This is a genomic window from Acholeplasma laidlawii (genome assembly GCF_015709225.1).
Taxonomy (GTDB): domain Bacteria; phylum Bacillota_I; class Bacilli_A; order Acholeplasmatales; family Acholeplasmataceae; genus Acholeplasma; species Acholeplasma laidlawii_A.
In genome coordinates this window covers 191,305-208,944 of sequence record NZ_JADNRS010000029.1, presented here as the reverse complement: position 1 = coordinate 208,944, position 17,640 = coordinate 191,305, and the positions used below count along the sequence as shown (strand labels likewise).

Below are 17,640 nucleotides of genomic sequence, written 5' to 3'. Positions count from 1 at the left end.
AACCTCATAAAAGTTAAGGTTCCATGTTATTGCATTAGTCTTTATTAATTAAACGCTCATTTAATAATTTAATGAAGCCATCAACTGATATATTGATTTGCTTTTCACTTCCATATGGTCTATAGGTAATGGAATGTGTATTCATCTCATTGTCACCTACTACTAATTGATATGGTATTTTTAATGTTTGAGCTTCACGGATCTTATAGCCTAATTTTTCATTTCTAAAGTCAGATTCTACTCTAAATCCTAATTTTTTTAATTGTTCATGTAAATTCATAACATAATCTTTATGTAAGTCTAAATTTACAGGAATCAGTTTTAATTGAACTGGTGCTAACCATAATGGGAAGCTACCTTTATATTCTTCAATTAAGTATGCTACAAAACGTTCCATTGTAGATACTACACCACGGTGTATAACCACTGGACGATGGTTATTTTTACCATCTTCACCAACATAAGTTAAGTCAAAGCGTTCTGGTAATAAGAAGTCTAGTTGTACTGTGGATAAAGTTTCTTCCATACCCATTGCAGTACGTACTTGAATGTCTAATTTTGGTCCATAAAATGCTGCTTCACCAATTGCTTCTTTATATGGAAGTTTCATTTCATCCATTACATGTTTAAGTTCTGATTCTGCACGTTGCCACATCTGATCATCATCAAAGTACTTTTCTTTATTTTCCGGATCTCTGTAGCTAAGTCTAAAACTGTAGTCAGTAATCTTAAAGTCTTTGTATACTTCAATAATTAAATGCACAACACGCATAAATTCTTCTTTAATTTGATCAGGTCTTACGAAGATATGAGCATCATTTAAAGTCATTTCTCTAACACGTTGTAAACCACTTAATGCACCTGATTTTTCATAACGGTGCATCATACCTAGTTCTGCAAAACGTATTGGTAATTCTCTATATGAGTGAATATCTTTTTTATAAATCATCATGTGGTGTGGACAGTTCATTGGACGTAGTACTAACATTTCTCCATCACCTAAATCCATTGGAGGATACATGTTTTCATGATAATGATCCCAGTGTCCACTTTGTTTATAAAATTCAACATTCGCCATAATTGGTGTATAAACATGTAGATAGCCTAATTCTAACTCTTTATCAGTGATATAGCGTTCGATGATGCGGCGAATAGTTGCACCTTTTGGTAACCAAAATGGTAGTCCTGAACCGACTTCTTGGCTAGTCATAAAAATATCTAAATCTTTACCGATTTTTCTGTGATCTCTTAATTTTCTTTCTTCAAGCATCACTAGATGTTTATCTAGTTCTGCTTTTTCAAAATAAGCAATACCATACACACGCACTAATTGTTTATTTTTAGCATCCCCTCTCCAGTAAGCACCTGCAATACTTAAGAGTTTAAAGTGTTTGATATATTTTGTAGAAGGTACATGTCCACCACGACATAAATCGATAAAATCCCCTTGTCTATAAACACTTAATTGGTCATCTTTATAAAATTCAATTAATTCTAGTTTATATGGATCATGTTTAAATATATCTCTAGCCTCATCATAAGAGACTTCGATACGTTCAATTAAGTGATTTTCTTCACTTAATTTCTTCATCATTTTCTCTACTTTTTCTAAATCTGCATCTGTAAAAACACTATCTTTAAAATCAACATCATAATAATAGCCTTCTTCAATCGCTGGCCCTACACCAAATAGTGCATTTGGATATAGTTTTCTAATTGCTTGAGCCATTAAGTGTGCGGCCGAGTGATTTAATACATGAAATGATAGTTCATCTTTTGGAGTAAGTAATTGTAATTTACCATCATGTTCTAATTTACGTGATAGTTCAACTAAATCCTCATTAAATTTAGCTGCAACGATTTTTTTTGCTAAAGATATCGAGATATCTTCTGCAACCTCTAATACTGTAATACCTTTTGGAAATGATTTGATGTTGCCATCAGGAAATGTTATTTTAATCATGTCGTTCTCCTTTGTTTATAAAAATAAAAGTCCCTACAATAAAACAATGTAAGGACGAATTTAAAAATCCGCGGTACCACCTTAATTCATACATTAAATGTATGCAACTTCATAAATTCTATTAACGCTAGAAAAACGGGTCCTATTGGTTTAGGCCAGCTCATTAGGTGGTAATTTAAGTGGGTTTGTAAGCTCTCACCATTCTTACATCGCTTTTTTGTTTATGACTTAAATCTTGTCCTAATTCATTGCTTTATTAGTATTTTACACTTAAATGTTAAAAAATCAATCTATTTTGAATCTTTTCATTAATTTGAAAGGTTTTGTCAAATCACTAATTCTTTTGATAATACGCATAACCCTGATACTATCATTATCTTTATTTAGCATCATACCTTCTGCAAGTTCCTTGAAGGTCACATTACTTGAAATATGCACCATTAAATTAGCATTTAATCGGTAATGAATGACAGGTAGTAATATTTCATCTCTAAACCATGCAGACATGTTTTCACCACCCAAATCATCTAAAATAAGTACCTTTGTACGCTTTAAGATGTTGATACGCTTTTCAAGTTGATTGGTTGAAATTGCACCCTTTAATGTTCTTATTAAATCTGGAACAAATGCGTAGATTACATCGATGTTTTGTTTGGTGAGCTCATTTGCTAAACCACTTAATAAAAAACTTTTACCAGTACCATTTGGACCATATAGATAGAGTCCCTTCATAAACTTATCCTTATTTAAAATGGTTTGTCTTGCATAATCAACAGCTTCTTTTTGATAGTCATCACTAATAATGAAATCCTCTAAAATTGCATCAGCAATATAGATATCTGATTCGAAGGTTTCTAAATTTCTTTTGATGATACGCGTTAAGTCTTGTTGACGCTTTTCTTTTGTCGGTTCATATACAATTTGAAGATAGGGTTTAAACTTTAATTTAGGTTTAAAACTTATAGAATCATTTTGGTCACGTTGAAGTAGATATTGGTAGACAATAATGACTTCTTCGTCATTAAGTTTTAAATGTTTTGTTTCATCATCATTTAAGATGGCTTCTCTCATAAAATCTAGTTTCATATTATTTATCCTCAAATTCAGCATTAAGTTCATCTAAGTATTGATCAACCCATTCAGGATTTTTAGCCTTAGGTTTAGTTTTTGCTGTATAGTTTGCTGTTTTATTTTCATAACTAGATTTATCTAGAACTTGATGATATGCATCTTCTGTTGTACGTATACCTTTTTTAAGCCAGGTTTCTAATACCTTTTCAAGATATGTAATATGTGGTAAGTGTCCATCTTTGAATTTAAGTATATGAAGTAGTAATGTATTAATAATACCAATTTCAACTTGATTTCTTTCAATTAAAGACATCACTGTATCGGTATACATTAATTGATAATCGTCTTTTGCATACTTTTCAAGAATTTGCATCGGAGAAACAGTTTTTAGGTAATTGATTGAAGATTCCTTACCATTTAATTGTTTCGTTTCACTTACAACCGGTAATACTTTTTTCTTATCTTGGTAATAAGTTTGAGCTTTAAAACTTAGGTTACCTAAATCAATATCACCATTTGGTGATACTGTTTTAATGTAGATGTCTACAATTTCATCTAGTGAAAATTGATATACAAACACTAATTTTTGAATAGTATCTACTGTTTGACGAGACATTAAAATAGGTTTTTTAACTCTATCCGGTAATTTTTCAACAAATGCCTCATAATTAATTTGATCTTTAATGCGTGCACCTAAGTTACTCTTCTTACCTAAATAAACATCAGAATCATAAAAATGGTTAGAATCAATAAAGTTAAAGACATCATCGAAGTTTCTAGTTACTTCTGTATATCCAGTTAACTCTATTTTTTCTACTTTAAATAGGTTTGTTACTTGATCATATAATTTTTTACCCATTTCAGTTAATAAAAACTGTCCTAATATCGTATCTTGAATAAATCCTCTTGGCGATAGTGGTGATTTTAATTGATAAATCGTATGTTCACCTTGAACAAAGGTGTTAAGCAAATTAATCGCCTCTAATTTATCTCTTGCCTCTTTTACTTGATCTATTTTAACATTTAAAACATCAAGTAAAAATTGATGGGTAAACGTTTCAGATTGATAATTTTTAGTATTCAGTAAGTGATAAAAAGTATGATATAAAGAAAACGATAAAACACCTATGATTGGTTGGTATAAGATACCTAAAACTTTCCATTCATCACTTGAAAGTGCTGACTGACTAATTATATTAAATGTTGATTTTGCTTTCACTTTATACATACCTTTCTAATAATTTATCTATTTTTTCATATAACGCATCTATAGATCCATTATTTTTTATAATGTGGGTTGCTAGTTTGCGCTTTTTAGCTAAAGGTAGCTGCGCCTTGATTCGAACAAGCGCTTCTTCTTGAGTATATTTGTTACGTAACATTAATCTTTTTAATTGAAGTGCTTCGGTTGTATCTATTAAAATGGATTCATCAAACTCTGTGTAATTAGATTCAAATAATAATGGTATATCTAAAAATAAGATATGCTCATGATTTAACTTTTTTTGCTTACTAATTTCTTCAAAGACAAGTGGATGTAATATGTTTTCTAGTTTTTTTCTTTGTTTTTTATCATGGAAAATGATGTTTGCAAGTTTTGCTTTATCAATTGGTGTTTCCATTTTAAATGTTTTAGCTATGACTTTAAGTACATCACTATCTTGATAAAGTCTCCCTACAATTTCATCAGAATCTATGACTACAAATCCTTTTTTTCTTAAATAGGTTGTTACAGTTGATTTACCTGTTGCGATACCACCAGTTATTGCAACCACATAAGATGGTTGGCATCTTGGACAAACATATGTTCCACGTCCTTTTAACTGAAACTTAACAATTTTTGTGCCACAAACTTTACAAAGTTCTCCAGTTTTTCCGTGAACATTTAACTCCTGTTGAAACTCACCCTTATGCCCTAAGGATTCAAAGGTATCAATTGTTGTTCCACCCATTTGAATTGCTTTATTTAGTACAATGTTTGAGTTTTCTAACAAGGTTATTGCTTCATCTTTAGTAATTAGAAAACCTTTTTTAGCTGGATGTATTCTAGATAAGTAAAGTATTTCGTTTGCATAAATATTGCCAATACCACCAATAATTGATTGATCAAGTAATATTTCTTTAATGGTTTTACTTCTTCGATTAAAACTACTATAAAAGGTGTCTAAATCTAGAGTGTCCGGGTCCTTTGCAAGCCCTTTAATATCTTTTAAATAAGTGTCTTTATCTTTGATGTCTACCAGTTCAAAACGCCCAAATTTACGTGTATCTTCATAACTTAGGGTGTGACCGCTTGATAGACTAAACACCACATGTATATGCTTATTTAAAGGCGCATCCATAAAGTATTTGCCTTCCATACGTAAATGAGATACTAAAAGATAGTCATCTAAAATAAACTTTAAATACTTCGCTTCACGTTCTACTTTATGTATACGTTGACCTTTTAATTTAGTTTCAAATGTATCATCATTTGAAACAATAGGTCGATAGTATACTAAAACATCACGTATGACTTCACCTTCTAATACTGTATTTAAATTTCTACGAATGGTTTCTACCTCAGGTAGTTCAGGCATAGTACTTCTCCTTTATTTTAATTCATACCAGTTGGTTCCAACATCACATGATGTTTTCAGTCTAACGCCTAAATTAAAGGCTTTTTCCATGATGTTTGGTATGACTACTTTCATCTCATCCAACTCTTCTTTAACAACCTCAACGATGAGTTCGTCATGTACTTGTAGGATAAGTTTTGATTTCTTGTTATTATTTTTTAAATAGTTGTGTAAATCAATCATTGCGAGTTTAATAATGTCTGCTGCTGTACCTTGAATCGGTGCATTTAAACTCGTACGTTTACCAAACTCTCTTAAGTTAAATACTTTTGAGGATAGTTCTGGTATATAACGGCGACGATTTAAAAGTGTTTCAACATAGCCATGTGTTTTAGCAAACTCAACGATATTGGTCATGTAATCTTTAATTTCAGGATATACTTCCAAATAACGACTAATAAAGTTTTCTGCTTCTTTGACTGTTACACCAATATCCTCAGATAAACTCCATGGTCCAATACCATAAATAATACCGAAGTTAACTGCTTTAGCACGTCTTCTTTGTTCACTATCCACTGTATCTACGTGGAATACCTTTTGAGCTGTTACGGTATGAATATCTTGATCTTCTTCAAATGCTTGTTTTAAATTTTTAACATCTGCCATAGCTGCTAGTACACGTAATTCAATTTGAGAGTAGTCAGCACCTACAAAATAACTATCAGGTTCAGGAATAAATAATTTTCTTATTTGTCTACCTTCTTCTGTACGAATAGGTATATTTTGTAAGTTCGGTTCTAAACTTGATAAGCGACCAGTTAAGGTTAGTGCTTGATTATAAATGGTGTGTACACGGTTATCTTCAAATACGGATTCTTTAATTCCGATTAAATAGGTTGAATATAGTTTAGTTAGTTGTCTGTATTCAATAATCAAGTTAATAATTGGATGGTGATCAATTAAGTTGTTTAAAACTTCAATACCAGTAGAGTATCCTGTTTTAGTTTTCTTACCATTTGGTAGACCTAAGGTATCAAATAAGACATCACCTAATTGTTTAGGACTATCGACATTAAAGTCAACACCTGCTAAAGAAAGAATTTCAGTTCTTAATTTATCAATACGTAAAGACATATCTTTAGTTTGATTCTCTAGTTCTTTTAGGTCAACCGTTAAACCTTGATATTCCATATCTGCAAGGACATCTGATAAAGGTAGTTCCACATCATTTAGTAAACTTAATTGGTTACGTTCAGCTAATACATCAAGCGTTTGTTGCATCAGTTTATGGATGATATACGCCTTTTTAGCTATGTGACCTTCATAATCTGAAGGAATTAAAGGTAGAGCTTTTTTAGCTCCTTTACCATAAACTTCTTCATCATATTGAATATCCGTGATTTGAAATTGTTGAGCAATAAAGGTAAAGTCTTGTTTACCAATACTGGACTGAATTAAGTAAGCGGCTAAAAGTAAATCATAAGTTACATGATTAAACTCGGTACCAATCTTCTTTAAAAATACTTTTGTACCTTTATAGTGATAAGTATACTTTTTATATTTATTACTTTCTAAATAAGCTTTAAATGAGGCACTATTTAAAAACGTTTCACTATCTACAAAGTAATTGATTTTTCCATTACTTAAACCAACACCCCAAAGTTCAGCTTTGTGGTAATTGAAATCAGAAAATTCAAAGTAAATTGCAAGATCTTGGTTGAGTAGAGATTTTAATGCATTTTCAGAATCAATTGCTTTATATTGAAACTCAGAAGTTTCGGCAGTAGTTGCTGCAACTTCTGGATTTTTCTTATTATAAGATATCACTAATTGCTTTAACTCAAGACGTTTATAAAAGTTAATTAAGCCTTCTTCATCCACTTCACCAACTTTTGTATCTTCAAGCTCAAAAGGTAGTGGCATATCCGTTAGAATTGTTGAAAGTTCTTTTGAAAAAACTGCTTGTTCTTTGTTTGTACGAATGTTTTCTCCAAGTTTACCTTTAATGTGTTCTGCGTTATTTAAAATATTTTCTAACGTACCATATTCAGCAATTAATTTTTTAGCAGTGACTTCTCCAACGCCTGGAACACCTGGAATATTATCAGATTTATCACCAACTAATGCTTTAAAATCAATAAATAACTCATGAGAAAAACCATAAGTTTCTTTTAAAGTTTCAGGTGTGTAGGTTTCTACAACACGCATACCTTTTTTTAACATGTGCACAGTAATATGTTCTGTAACTAATTGTAAAAGGTCATAATCAGATGAAAAGACATCGACTTTATAACCAGCTTTTTCAGCCATTTTAGCAAGGGTACCAATAATATCATCTGCTTCATATCCAGCCATAGAATAATCTTTAATACCAAGATACTTAATAAGTTCGTGGATTAAAGGTATTTGACTACCTAATTCCTCAGGCATTTCTTTTCTACCTGCTTTATAATCATCATATGATTTATGTCTGTGTGTCGGTTCTCCAGTATCAAATGCTATAAGCATATGTGAATTAGATATCTCAATAATTTTATCGATCATACCACTAAATGCAAAAACGGCATTTGTATAAATACCTGTGGATGTTTGTAAGACCTTAGCTCCTGGATATGCAGTCGCATAATATGCTCTAAAAAGTATCGAGTTACCGTCTACAAGTGTAATTTTTTTCATATTGTACCCCTTCTATAACTGTATTTTAACATAGTTATCTAGATAAGTTTTCCACAAAAAATGTGGGAAACTTATCCCTATATTATGAAAGGTAGAATCCTAAAGGAAACTACCTTTTATATTTAAAATCTAAAGCCGCCTTTACCCTTACCTTTTCCTTTTTTAACCTTGGTTTGGCTAGGTTGGAAACTGCTTGGGTTCTTGCTTAAACGCTCCATTTGTTTTTCGTCCATATTAGACATTTGTTTCATCATTTGTTTTTGTTGTACGAGTGAGTCTCTTAAGCGGTTGACATCTGAAACTTCAACACCCGCACCCTTAGCAATTCGTTGACGACGCTTAGAGGATTTATCGATAAGTTCAGGATATTTTCTTTCATCTTCTGTCATACTTTGGATGATGACATTAATTCTATCAAATTGCTTGTCATCTACTTGACTTAATGCTTCTTTCATTTTTCCAAGTCCTGGAATGAACCCTATGATTTTTGAAATAGAACCCATACGTTTAATCATTTTAAATTGTTTTTGAAGATCTAAGTAATTATATGAATCACTCATCATCTTTTCCATCATGGATTTTGCTTCATCTTCATCGATGTTTGATGTCACTTCTTCAATTAAGGTTAACATATCACCCATACCAAGAATACGAGAAGCCATACGTTCTGGATGGAATGCTTCTAGGCTATCCATCTTTTCTCCGCTGGATGCGAATTTGATAGGTATTTGAGATATTTCTCTAATAGATAAGGCAGCACCTCCACGCGTATCGCCATCCATTTTAGTTAAGATGACTCCGGTTGCACCAATTTGATCATGGAATGATTTAGCAACATTTGCAGCTTCTTGACCCATCATCGCATCTACTGTTAGAAGTACTTCATTAGGTTTGAGGATTTCTTTAACATCTTTTAATTCTTGCATCATGTCTTCATCAATCGTTAAGCGACCTGCAGTATCGACAATCACTACATCATAATTGTTATCTTTGGCATACTTTAAACCGTTTTTAACAATAACTCTAGCGTCTTTAATACCTTCTTCATAGACATGAATGCCTAGCCCTTTACCGATTGTAACAAGTTGATCAATAGCTGCAGGACGGTAAACGTCAGCAGCAACAAGCATGACTTTCTTTTTATCTTTTTTGCGAATATAAAGTCCCATTTTACCAATAGCAGTTGTTTTACCACTACCTTGTAGACCAATGGTCATAAATGTAGATAAGCCTGTGTTTGCATAACTTAGTCCCACAGACTCTTCACCCATGACACGTTTTAATTCATCATGGACAATTTTTACTACTTGTTGACCAGGATTGAGTCCGTTTAAGATCTTTTCACCAAGGGCTTGTTCTTTAACATTATTAGTAAATTCTTTAACAATTTTAAAATTGACGTCTGCCTCTAATAAAGATAGACGTACTTCACGCATCATTTCTTCAACATCTTTTTCAGTTAAACGCCCACGACCGGTTGCACGGCGTACAAACATTTGTAGGCGATCAGATAGCGAGTTTGACATTATTCATCCAACTTTCTTAACTCATCAATATATTTTAAATCTTTTGTTGCTTCCAATTGATCTAATAGTTTAGATCTTTTTTGGCTTGTCTCAACAAGTTTTAATTTTGCTTCAAAATTATATAAAATTTGTTCTACACTTTTTAATTGTGTGTGTACTGCATTGCGAGACACATCAAAAATATCTGCAATTTCTTGTAAAGTTAAATCCATATGGTAATAGTTTGTATAGTAAGCTTGTTGTTTATCAGTTAATAGTTCACTATAAAAACTATAGAGTGTATTTAAATGTTCCGTTTTCTCTAAGTTTTCCATTAGAAAAATCCTTTAAATAAGTTATAAATATAATCCTCTATATCAAACGGCACTAAATCATCAATTTTTTCACCAAGACCTACATATTTAATCGGTAAATTATATAAGTGTCTAATCGCAAGTACAATACCACCTTTTGCAGTACCATCTAACTTTGTTAATACAATCCCAGTTAAATCTGTTGCCTCATTAAATACTTTTGCTTGATTCATACCATTTTGACCAGTAGTTGCATCAATAACCAGTAATGTTTCAGCAGGTTGACTTGGTAGAGCTTTTTCAATGACACGTTTCATTTTTGATAACTCATTCATTAAGTTCACTTTATTTTGAAGTCTACCAGCAGTATCGACTAGTACAAGGTCATATGTTTCTTTTTTAGCTTTTTCTAGTGCTTCAAATATGACACTTGAAGGGTCAGATCCCGCATCTTTTTGGTAAAAATCTACCTTGGCACGCTTACTCCACTCATAAAGTTGTTCAATTGCACCAGCTCTAAAGGTATCACCTGCAACCATTAAGACTTTTTTACCTTGATCTTTATATTGTTTTGCGAGTTTACCAATTGTTGTTGTCTTACCAACACCATTAACCCCTACAAATAAAAAGACATTGACTTCGCCTTCTGTAAAACTTAATGTTGTATCTACAAATTCATCTTTTAAATATATTTCAAATAATTTATCAACAATGGTTTCACTTAAGTCACTTGGATTTTCAAATTGTTTGTTTATAACTTCATTTCGAAGTTCATTTGTAAAATGTAAAACAGTATCTACACCAATATCGGCAGAGATTAGTAAATCTTCTATCGCATCAAATAAATCATCATTAATCGTATCAGACTCATCTAATAATTTCTTTAAGTTATCAAATGAACTTCTACTTTTATGTAGACCCATTTGATATTTATCATTTTTTGGTTTCTTTTTAAACAGACGTGAGAAAAAACCCATCCTTGGTCACTTCCTTTATTTATCTATAGTATTTTATCATAATTACATATTTTTATAAAGGCTCTTTGACAGATTATGGTTATCTTCTTGCCCTTGTTTTTTTTATTATAGTACAGTATCTAAAAATTTGAATAGTTTATCATAATTTGGATGATTGCTCATTTCATCTAAATATTCCACATAAACTACTTTTCTTTGATGGTCTAAAACGAAAATAGATCTTGCAAGTAATCTTAGTTCTTTAATGAGGACACCATACTTCATCCCAAAATCTAATAATTTATGGTCACTTAAAGTAGTTATATCTAAACCATTTGAGCCACACCATCTTTTTTGAGCAAATGGTAAGTCATTAGAAATTGTAATAAAATCTAGATTTTTATAACTCGCTAATCTTTCATTAATTGTACGTGTTTGAATATCACATACGGATGTATCTAAACTAGGTACCACACTTATGAGTGTAAACTCTCTTTTAAAATTAGCAAAAAATGATACCTCATTTAAATTATTATCAACACTAATAAAGTCAAGTGCTTTATCACCTACCTGTAATGGTTCACCTAAAACTGTTATATGTTTGTTTTTCATTGTTTTCATAAAAATACCTCCTATCCTTATAAGTCTATTATAGGATAGAAGGTCAATATTTTTATCATTTTCGCCTTGACTTGTTTTAGGTTCTTTTAGCTCTTAACATATCAAATGGTTCAACTTTAAAAGGAACATAGACTTGTATTTTTTCTTTTGCACGTGCTGCTCTTGTAATCACTTCTTGATTTGAATTAATCATTGAAGTGTTTATGAAACTCTTAGATTCATGTTTAGGAGAAAACACTTCTAACTCCTCTAAAACAAAAACATTTTTAGTTTCAACCATTGCATACTTAGTTTCTTCATTATAATCAAGAATTAACCCAACAAAATTTTGCATCACACGCTCACTACGTTTTTCATAGAGTTGCTGATCTTTAGTTGGGAGTCCATAAAAGAAACCATGAGACGTTTCTCTATTTTCAGCATTTTTAAGCATTTCTTCATAGACTTCGTAGTTTTTAATTTCACCAGTATTTGTATATTCATCGATAATACGACGATATGTATTTACGACAGTTGCAATATAATGAAGTGATTTCATGCGGCCTTCAATTTTCAATGATTGAACACCGATATCCATAAGTCTAGTAATCTCTTTGACTGCACTTAAGTCTTTTGAACCCATACTAAAGGGAATATCTGCTTCTTTTTTTCCATCTTTTTGTAGTTCAAAAAACCAGCGACATGTGTGTGCACACCCACCACGGTTTGCATCTCTATTAGTCAAATGATTTGAAAGTGAACAACGCCCACTATAACCTGCACACATACCACCATGGATAAACACTTCAATTTCAGCGTCTACATTCTTAGTAATGTGTTCAATATCATTTAAATCAATATCACGTCCTAAAACAACTCTTGTAGCACCTTTATTGTACCAATAATTGACGGTTGGGATGTTTATTGCTGATTGTTGAGTAGAAATATGTACTTCTAAGTTTGTATGCTTCAAAGCTGTATTTATAATTAATGGGCTAGCAGCAATAATTGCATCTACTTTAGCTTCTTCTAGTGTTTTTAAATATTCAATTAAGCCTTCTTTATCTTTCTGATGTGGAATCACATTTGTTGTAACATACACTTTTTTACCACGATCATGTGCAAACTTACAACCTTCAATAAGGTCTTCTTTCGTAAAGTTAGATGCATTTGCACGTAAACTAAATTGTTTACCTCCAATAAATACAGCATCTGCACCATAAATAATAGCAATCTTTAGTTTATCTAAATCTCCAGCCGGAGCGAGTAGTTCAGTCATTTTTCTCTCCCTTAATTGTAGACTCATCAAATAAGAATCCATCATGTAGTGTTTGTTTATAATCCGTGATAAGTTGTAAGTCAATCTCGTTGTTTTTGTACATTGGGATTAATTTAATTGCATAATCATCATCCATAAATAAAGTATCTATAACAAAATAATCAATAACCTTCTTTAATGATTCAATCACTTTGAAACTATTAAAGACCGTACCACGAAATACGTGTGTACCTGCATTATCTTCTAATAGAGGGTATGCTTCGTTAAGTCTACGCTCTTCTGTAAGTGTTAGTCTTTTATCATCATGCAAGTAATTATCAAAACCTCTATGATCATTAAATGTTTTTAGCATCGGTCTTTTTGAGTAAAACATGGACATGTGACCATGTCCAAAATAAAACATCTTGTATTTTTTTAATTGAGCAATTTCTAAAATATCTTCTAAAGTGATTTCTTTAGAAACAAATGTCCCCATGATACCTTCAGATGATAAATCATTAAAATCCTCATCATTCGTCAGTAAGGTTTCAGGATTATAGATAAATTTATGTTCTATGTTTAAATTTTTAAAAGTTTCAATTAAACCTAAGTCTGCACCAATAAACCCTGTAATTTTATCAACTGGTAAACCTTGGATATACGTTTTTACAGAATCTAGTTCTTTATCCGTAAATACTCTGTTTAATAAAATAAAAACTTCTTTTTTTGCTTCAAATATCTTTTCAATAAGGTTTATAGTATCCTTACCAAAGTCACTTGTAAGTGTTTTAGCATATTTAGCATCACCCAAAACAATTCCATCAGCTACGTTTAATAAATCATTTAATTTATTCTTATCATGTAAATTTGTAAGTATCTTCATATTTTTTGCCTCTTCATTCTATAAATACATTATAAATTTTATACAAGCTTCAAGTCAAAGGATGTTATAACCGAAAAGAAAAAAAGGTAATAAAAACATATTATTACCTTTTACTAAATATCCTATTTATTTTTAATTGCATCAATTGGTTTTTAGATGAAGTTTTTAAATACTAACCATTTTTTAAGTTAAGTTTTTTAATCATCAGTATTCTTGCAATATAGAAGTTTAGGACACCTAATCCAATTGAACATATTAATTGAATAATCAATATACCACTTAATGCAGAAAATACTTCTGTATTTTCTACATTAAGTAAATTTGGATTGATTAAAAGATTAATTCCAAAATTAATTAAACTTAAGAATTGATTTGCCATATAATATAAAATGAAATAAACAAATACATATAACCATTCGCGTTTATTATAACTAAATCCAAAGGTTAATGCTGCATAAATAACTACAATGAAAACAAAGAACATAATTACCATCGATGAAATACTTAGTATTGTCATCCAAAACAGACCTTGATCAATACTCTGTAGACTAAATAATTCTTTTAGATTGATCACATCAATCCAAATAAGTAGTGCTGCTGCAACCAATATTGCAATTAAAAATAATGAAAAACCTGATAGTACTTTAGAAAGTAATATCTTACCCTTTGAAATGGGTAATGTATGCGTAAAGTATGCTTCATCTTTTAAAATAGTATTGTAGTATCTTTGAAATATAGCAAAGAAACTATACACTAAACCAATGATGATACCTGCGATACTCATAATAAATGCTGTATTATATAACGATCCCCAAATGATATTTGTATCACTAAAGGTTTTAAATATAGCTGCTAAAGCTGTGACAAATAAAGTACCTAAAAACACCCATTTAAGCTGATTAAAATAATGTATAAGGTCCCACTTAAATAATTTCTTCATCATATTTGTAGACCTCCTTAAAGTAAGCTGATAAACTCAGATTGTGTTTGGATTCTAAATTTTTTGCAATATCTGCCTCAATTATTTTTCCGTTTTTCAATAAAATAACGTAATCTAAATAAGATTCTATATCAGTAATTTGGTGTGTAGAGATTAAAACCGTGGAATCTTCTTTTTTATATTTTAAGACAATCTTCATGATTAAGTCTCTGGATGCTGGATCCATACCGTCTAGCGGTTCATCTAGTATATATAAATCTACTTTTCTACCGAGTGTAAGTGCAAGTTGTACCTTACCTCGTTGACCTTTTGATAATTGAGATAATCTTTTAGTTACAGGTACTTCAAACAATTTTAATATGTGCTTGGCATGTTCTTGATTAAAATCACTAAAGAAGTCTTTATACATCTTTATAACATCTAAAACAGTTTGACTCATATTAAGCGCACTACGCTCTGGTAAATACGCAATATTTGATTTATCTTCTATTTTTAATTTATGTCCCTTAAATATGATATGACCACTCGTGGGTTTAATGAGATCATTGATGAGTTTAATAATTGTTGTTTTACCACTACCATTTGGCCCTAGTAAACCAACAATTTGATTTTTTTCAACTTTGAATGATGCACCATCTAAAACAAGTAAGTTATCATATGCTTTCGTTAGATAGATTGCTTCTAACATACTTCATCCTCCTTATACTATTTTTATGAAATGTATACTATGTTTATTTTAGCATAGAACACATAAAAATTCAGGTAAGTGTATGTATGTTTTACACATGAATCATAACTTAACAAGATAAAAGTCTACCGATAGCGATAGACTTTTTAAGATAATCTTTTTTAATGAAAATAGTTTTTAGTGAGCATAATAAGTCTCAACTGTAGAAAGATAGTAAAAATAAAAAAAGCGATCCCCTGACTAAAGGCCAGGGGATCATTAAAGGGGATTTGTGTACTAAGTACACTAATAGGGGATAAGTAGCACCCAATAGTTTGGATGCATTTTCATTATATTCTTATTTTTTTTCTATGTAAAGTTTAATGCGTATTTATGTATTTAATAACACATTTATTCCGACATTTGTTCAATGTGTTTACACTTTGGAAAATTGCTGCAACCATAGAATTCACCGTATCTAGATTTTCTAATAACAAGGTTTCCACCGCACAGTGGACATATTTTATCAGTCACTACCGGTTTTATTTTTTCCATATTTTGTTGAGCAGTTTCTAAAATTGGCATAAATTTATTGTAAAATTCTTTCAATAATTGAATATGATCAACTTTGCCATCAGCAATTAAATCCAGTTCAGATTCCATGTTCGATGTGTAATCGATTTTCATGATTTTATTGAAGTATTGATTCAGTGTATCTACTGTAAGTTTTCCTTGATCGGTTGGCATGAAACGCTTTTCATCTACAACGACATAATCTCTTGCTTTAATTGTTTTAATAATGCTTGCGTATGTAGATGGTCTACCAATACCATTTGCTTCTAGCGCTTTAATAAGTGATGCTTCATTAAAACGAGCAGGTGGTTGGGTTTGTTTTTCAATCTTTTCAACTAAATCAGCATTTAGTTTATCACCAATTTTATATTCAGGTAAGAATTTATCTTTTGATTTGTCACCTGTTACTTTTAAATGACCATCAAATACTTGAATACTTCCATCCATTGTATAAATATTGCCATTTGAATCTAGCGTAATTTTAGTATTGTTAAATACTGCTGGTGCCATAAGTGAACCCACAGCACGTTCATAAATCCTCTTGTAGAGTTTAAATTGATCTTTTGATAAGTATTGTTCAACTGATTCTGGTGTTAAATGAATATCTGTAGGTCTGATTGCTTCGTGGGCATCCTGACTAGAGTCTTTATTATTTGTCTTATAAAAACCAACATATTCTTTACCATAGTTCGTTTCGATGAATTCTTTGGCAGGATTTACAAACTCTTTAGATAATCGATTAGAGTCTGTTCTCATATAAGTGATTAAACCGATAATTTGGCCATTGATTTCAATACCTTGGTAAAGTTCAGATGCAACTGACATCACGCGGCTAGAACTCATATAAAGACTGTTCACGCCATCTTGAAGTAAGGTGGATGTCATATAAGGTGGTTTGGCATTTCTTTTTGTTTCTTTTTGAGTTATATCACTTACTATAAATGGATTTGTTGATGTTTCAACAATTTTAGTAGCTTCTTCTAATCCAATACGTGTATCTTTTGGAATAACATAATCTGCCACATGGTCATTAAAATGTGCATGCATGGTGAAATATGTTTCAGGCACAAACTTTTCAATTTCACGTTCCAAATCAACAATGAGTTTTAAAGCCACACTTTGAACACGACCAGCTGATCTGGATTTAATTTTATCTCTTAAAAATGCAGAAAGTTTAAAACCAATGATTCTGTCTAAAATACGTCTACTTTCTTGAGAGTTCACTAATCCTAAATCAATTTGACGTTTATGATTGATTGCTTCCATAACTGCAGGTTTTGTGATTTCTTTAAAAACAATACGGTTATGTTCATTTAAATCTAGCCCTAACTCATCAGCAATATGCCAAGCTATAGCTTCTCCTTCGCGGTCCGGGTCGGTTGCGATTAAAACTTCTTTACCTTTTGTTTTTTTCTTTAAGTCCGTTATTAATTTACCTTTTCCACTAATAATTTTATAGGTAGGTTCAAAATTGTTATCTACATCTACACCTAAACCACCCTTACCAGAGGTTGCCAGGTCTCTAATGTGACCTACCGATGATAAAACAGTTACTTCATTGTTGAAATAACTTGAGATAGTTTTTGATTTTGCAGGTGATTCTACAATAATTACTTTGTCTGACATAGATTGCCTCAATTCTTTAGTTTTATACCTTATCAATTATATAATTAAAA

The 17,640-nt window shown here is 31.1% G+C and carries 14 protein-coding genes; all 14 read right to left on the bottom strand.

Annotation, left to right across the window (positions count from 1 at the left end; genetic code table 11):
- Positions 1–34: 34 nt before the first annotated feature.
- The gene (thrS, locus tag IY230_RS03140) at positions 35–1,963 is read right to left on the bottom strand and encodes a threonine--tRNA ligase (protein ID WP_196369879.1); all 1,929 of its coding nucleotides are present in this window, start codon (positions 1,961–1,963) and stop codon (positions 35–37) included.
- 285 nt (positions 1,964–2,248) lie between these two features.
- The gene (locus tag IY230_RS03135; protein ID WP_196369878.1) at positions 2,249–3,049 is read right to left on the bottom strand and encodes an ATP-binding protein; all 801 of its coding nucleotides are present in this window, start codon (positions 3,047–3,049) and stop codon (positions 2,249–2,251) included.
- 1 nt (position 3,050) lies between these two features.
- Positions 3,051–4,253, bottom strand: a complete 1,203-nt coding sequence (locus tag IY230_RS06705) for a DnaD domain protein (protein ID WP_196369877.1) — start codon at positions 4,251–4,253, stop codon at positions 3,051–3,053.
- Between the two features lies 1 nt (position 4,254).
- Positions 4,255–5,613, bottom strand: coding sequence for a DNA-formamidopyrimidine glycosylase (gene mutM, locus IY230_RS03125; RefSeq protein WP_196369876.1), 1,359 nt, complete (start codon positions 5,611–5,613; stop codon positions 4,255–4,257).
- A 12-nt stretch (positions 5,614–5,625) separates the two neighbouring features.
- Positions 5,626–8,268: a DNA polymerase I gene (gene polA / locus IY230_RS03120; protein WP_196369875.1), complete on the bottom strand. Its 2,643-nt coding sequence runs from the start codon at positions 8,266–8,268 to the stop codon at positions 5,626–5,628.
- Between the two features lie 122 nt (positions 8,269–8,390).
- A complete protein-coding gene (gene ffh / locus IY230_RS03115) occupies positions 8,391–9,797 on the bottom strand; it encodes a signal recognition particle protein (RefSeq protein ID WP_374978443.1) in 1,407 nt (468 codons plus the stop codon).
- A complete protein-coding gene (gene ylxM / locus IY230_RS03110; protein ID WP_196369873.1) occupies positions 9,794–10,108 on the bottom strand; it encodes a YlxM family DNA-binding protein in 315 nt (104 codons plus the stop codon). The genes ffh and ylxM overlap by 4 nt, the downstream gene beginning before the upstream one ends.
- Positions 10,108–11,064, bottom strand: a complete 957-nt coding sequence (ftsY, locus tag IY230_RS03105; protein WP_012242300.1) for a signal recognition particle-docking protein FtsY — start codon at positions 11,062–11,064, stop codon at positions 10,108–10,110. The genes ylxM and ftsY overlap by 1 nt, the downstream gene beginning before the upstream one ends.
- Before the next feature lie 105 nt (positions 11,065–11,169).
- Positions 11,170–11,664 (bottom strand): thiol peroxidase, encoded by a 495-nt coding sequence (gene tpx / locus IY230_RS03100; RefSeq protein WP_196369872.1) that lies wholly within the window; start codon positions 11,662–11,664, stop codon positions 11,170–11,172.
- A gap of 76 nt (positions 11,665–11,740) precedes the next feature.
- Positions 11,741–12,922, bottom strand: a complete 1,182-nt coding sequence (locus IY230_RS03095; protein ID WP_230852584.1) for a peptidase U32 family protein — start codon at positions 12,920–12,922, stop codon at positions 11,741–11,743.
- Entirely contained in the window at positions 12,915–13,784 is an 870-nt protein-coding gene (locus IY230_RS03090) for a peptidase U32 family protein (RefSeq protein WP_196369870.1), read from the bottom strand. Before IY230_RS03090 ends, IY230_RS03095 begins: the two co-directional genes overlap by 8 nt.
- Positions 13,785–13,956: 172 nt before the next feature.
- Positions 13,957–14,727, bottom strand: coding sequence for a hypothetical protein (locus tag IY230_RS03085; RefSeq protein ID WP_196369869.1), 771 nt, complete (start codon positions 14,725–14,727; stop codon positions 13,957–13,959).
- Complete coding sequence (locus IY230_RS03080) at positions 14,708–15,412, bottom strand: ABC transporter ATP-binding protein (RefSeq protein ID WP_196369868.1); 705 nt, start codon at positions 15,410–15,412, stop codon at positions 14,708–14,710. Before IY230_RS03080 ends, IY230_RS03085 begins: the two co-directional genes overlap by 20 nt.
- A 390-nt stretch (positions 15,413–15,802) precedes the next feature.
- On the bottom strand, positions 15,803–17,590 hold the full coding sequence (topA, locus tag IY230_RS03075) for a type I DNA topoisomerase (RefSeq protein ID WP_196369867.1): 1,788 nt from the start codon (positions 17,588–17,590) through the stop codon (positions 15,803–15,805).
- Between the last annotated feature and the right edge of the window lie 50 nt (positions 17,591–17,640).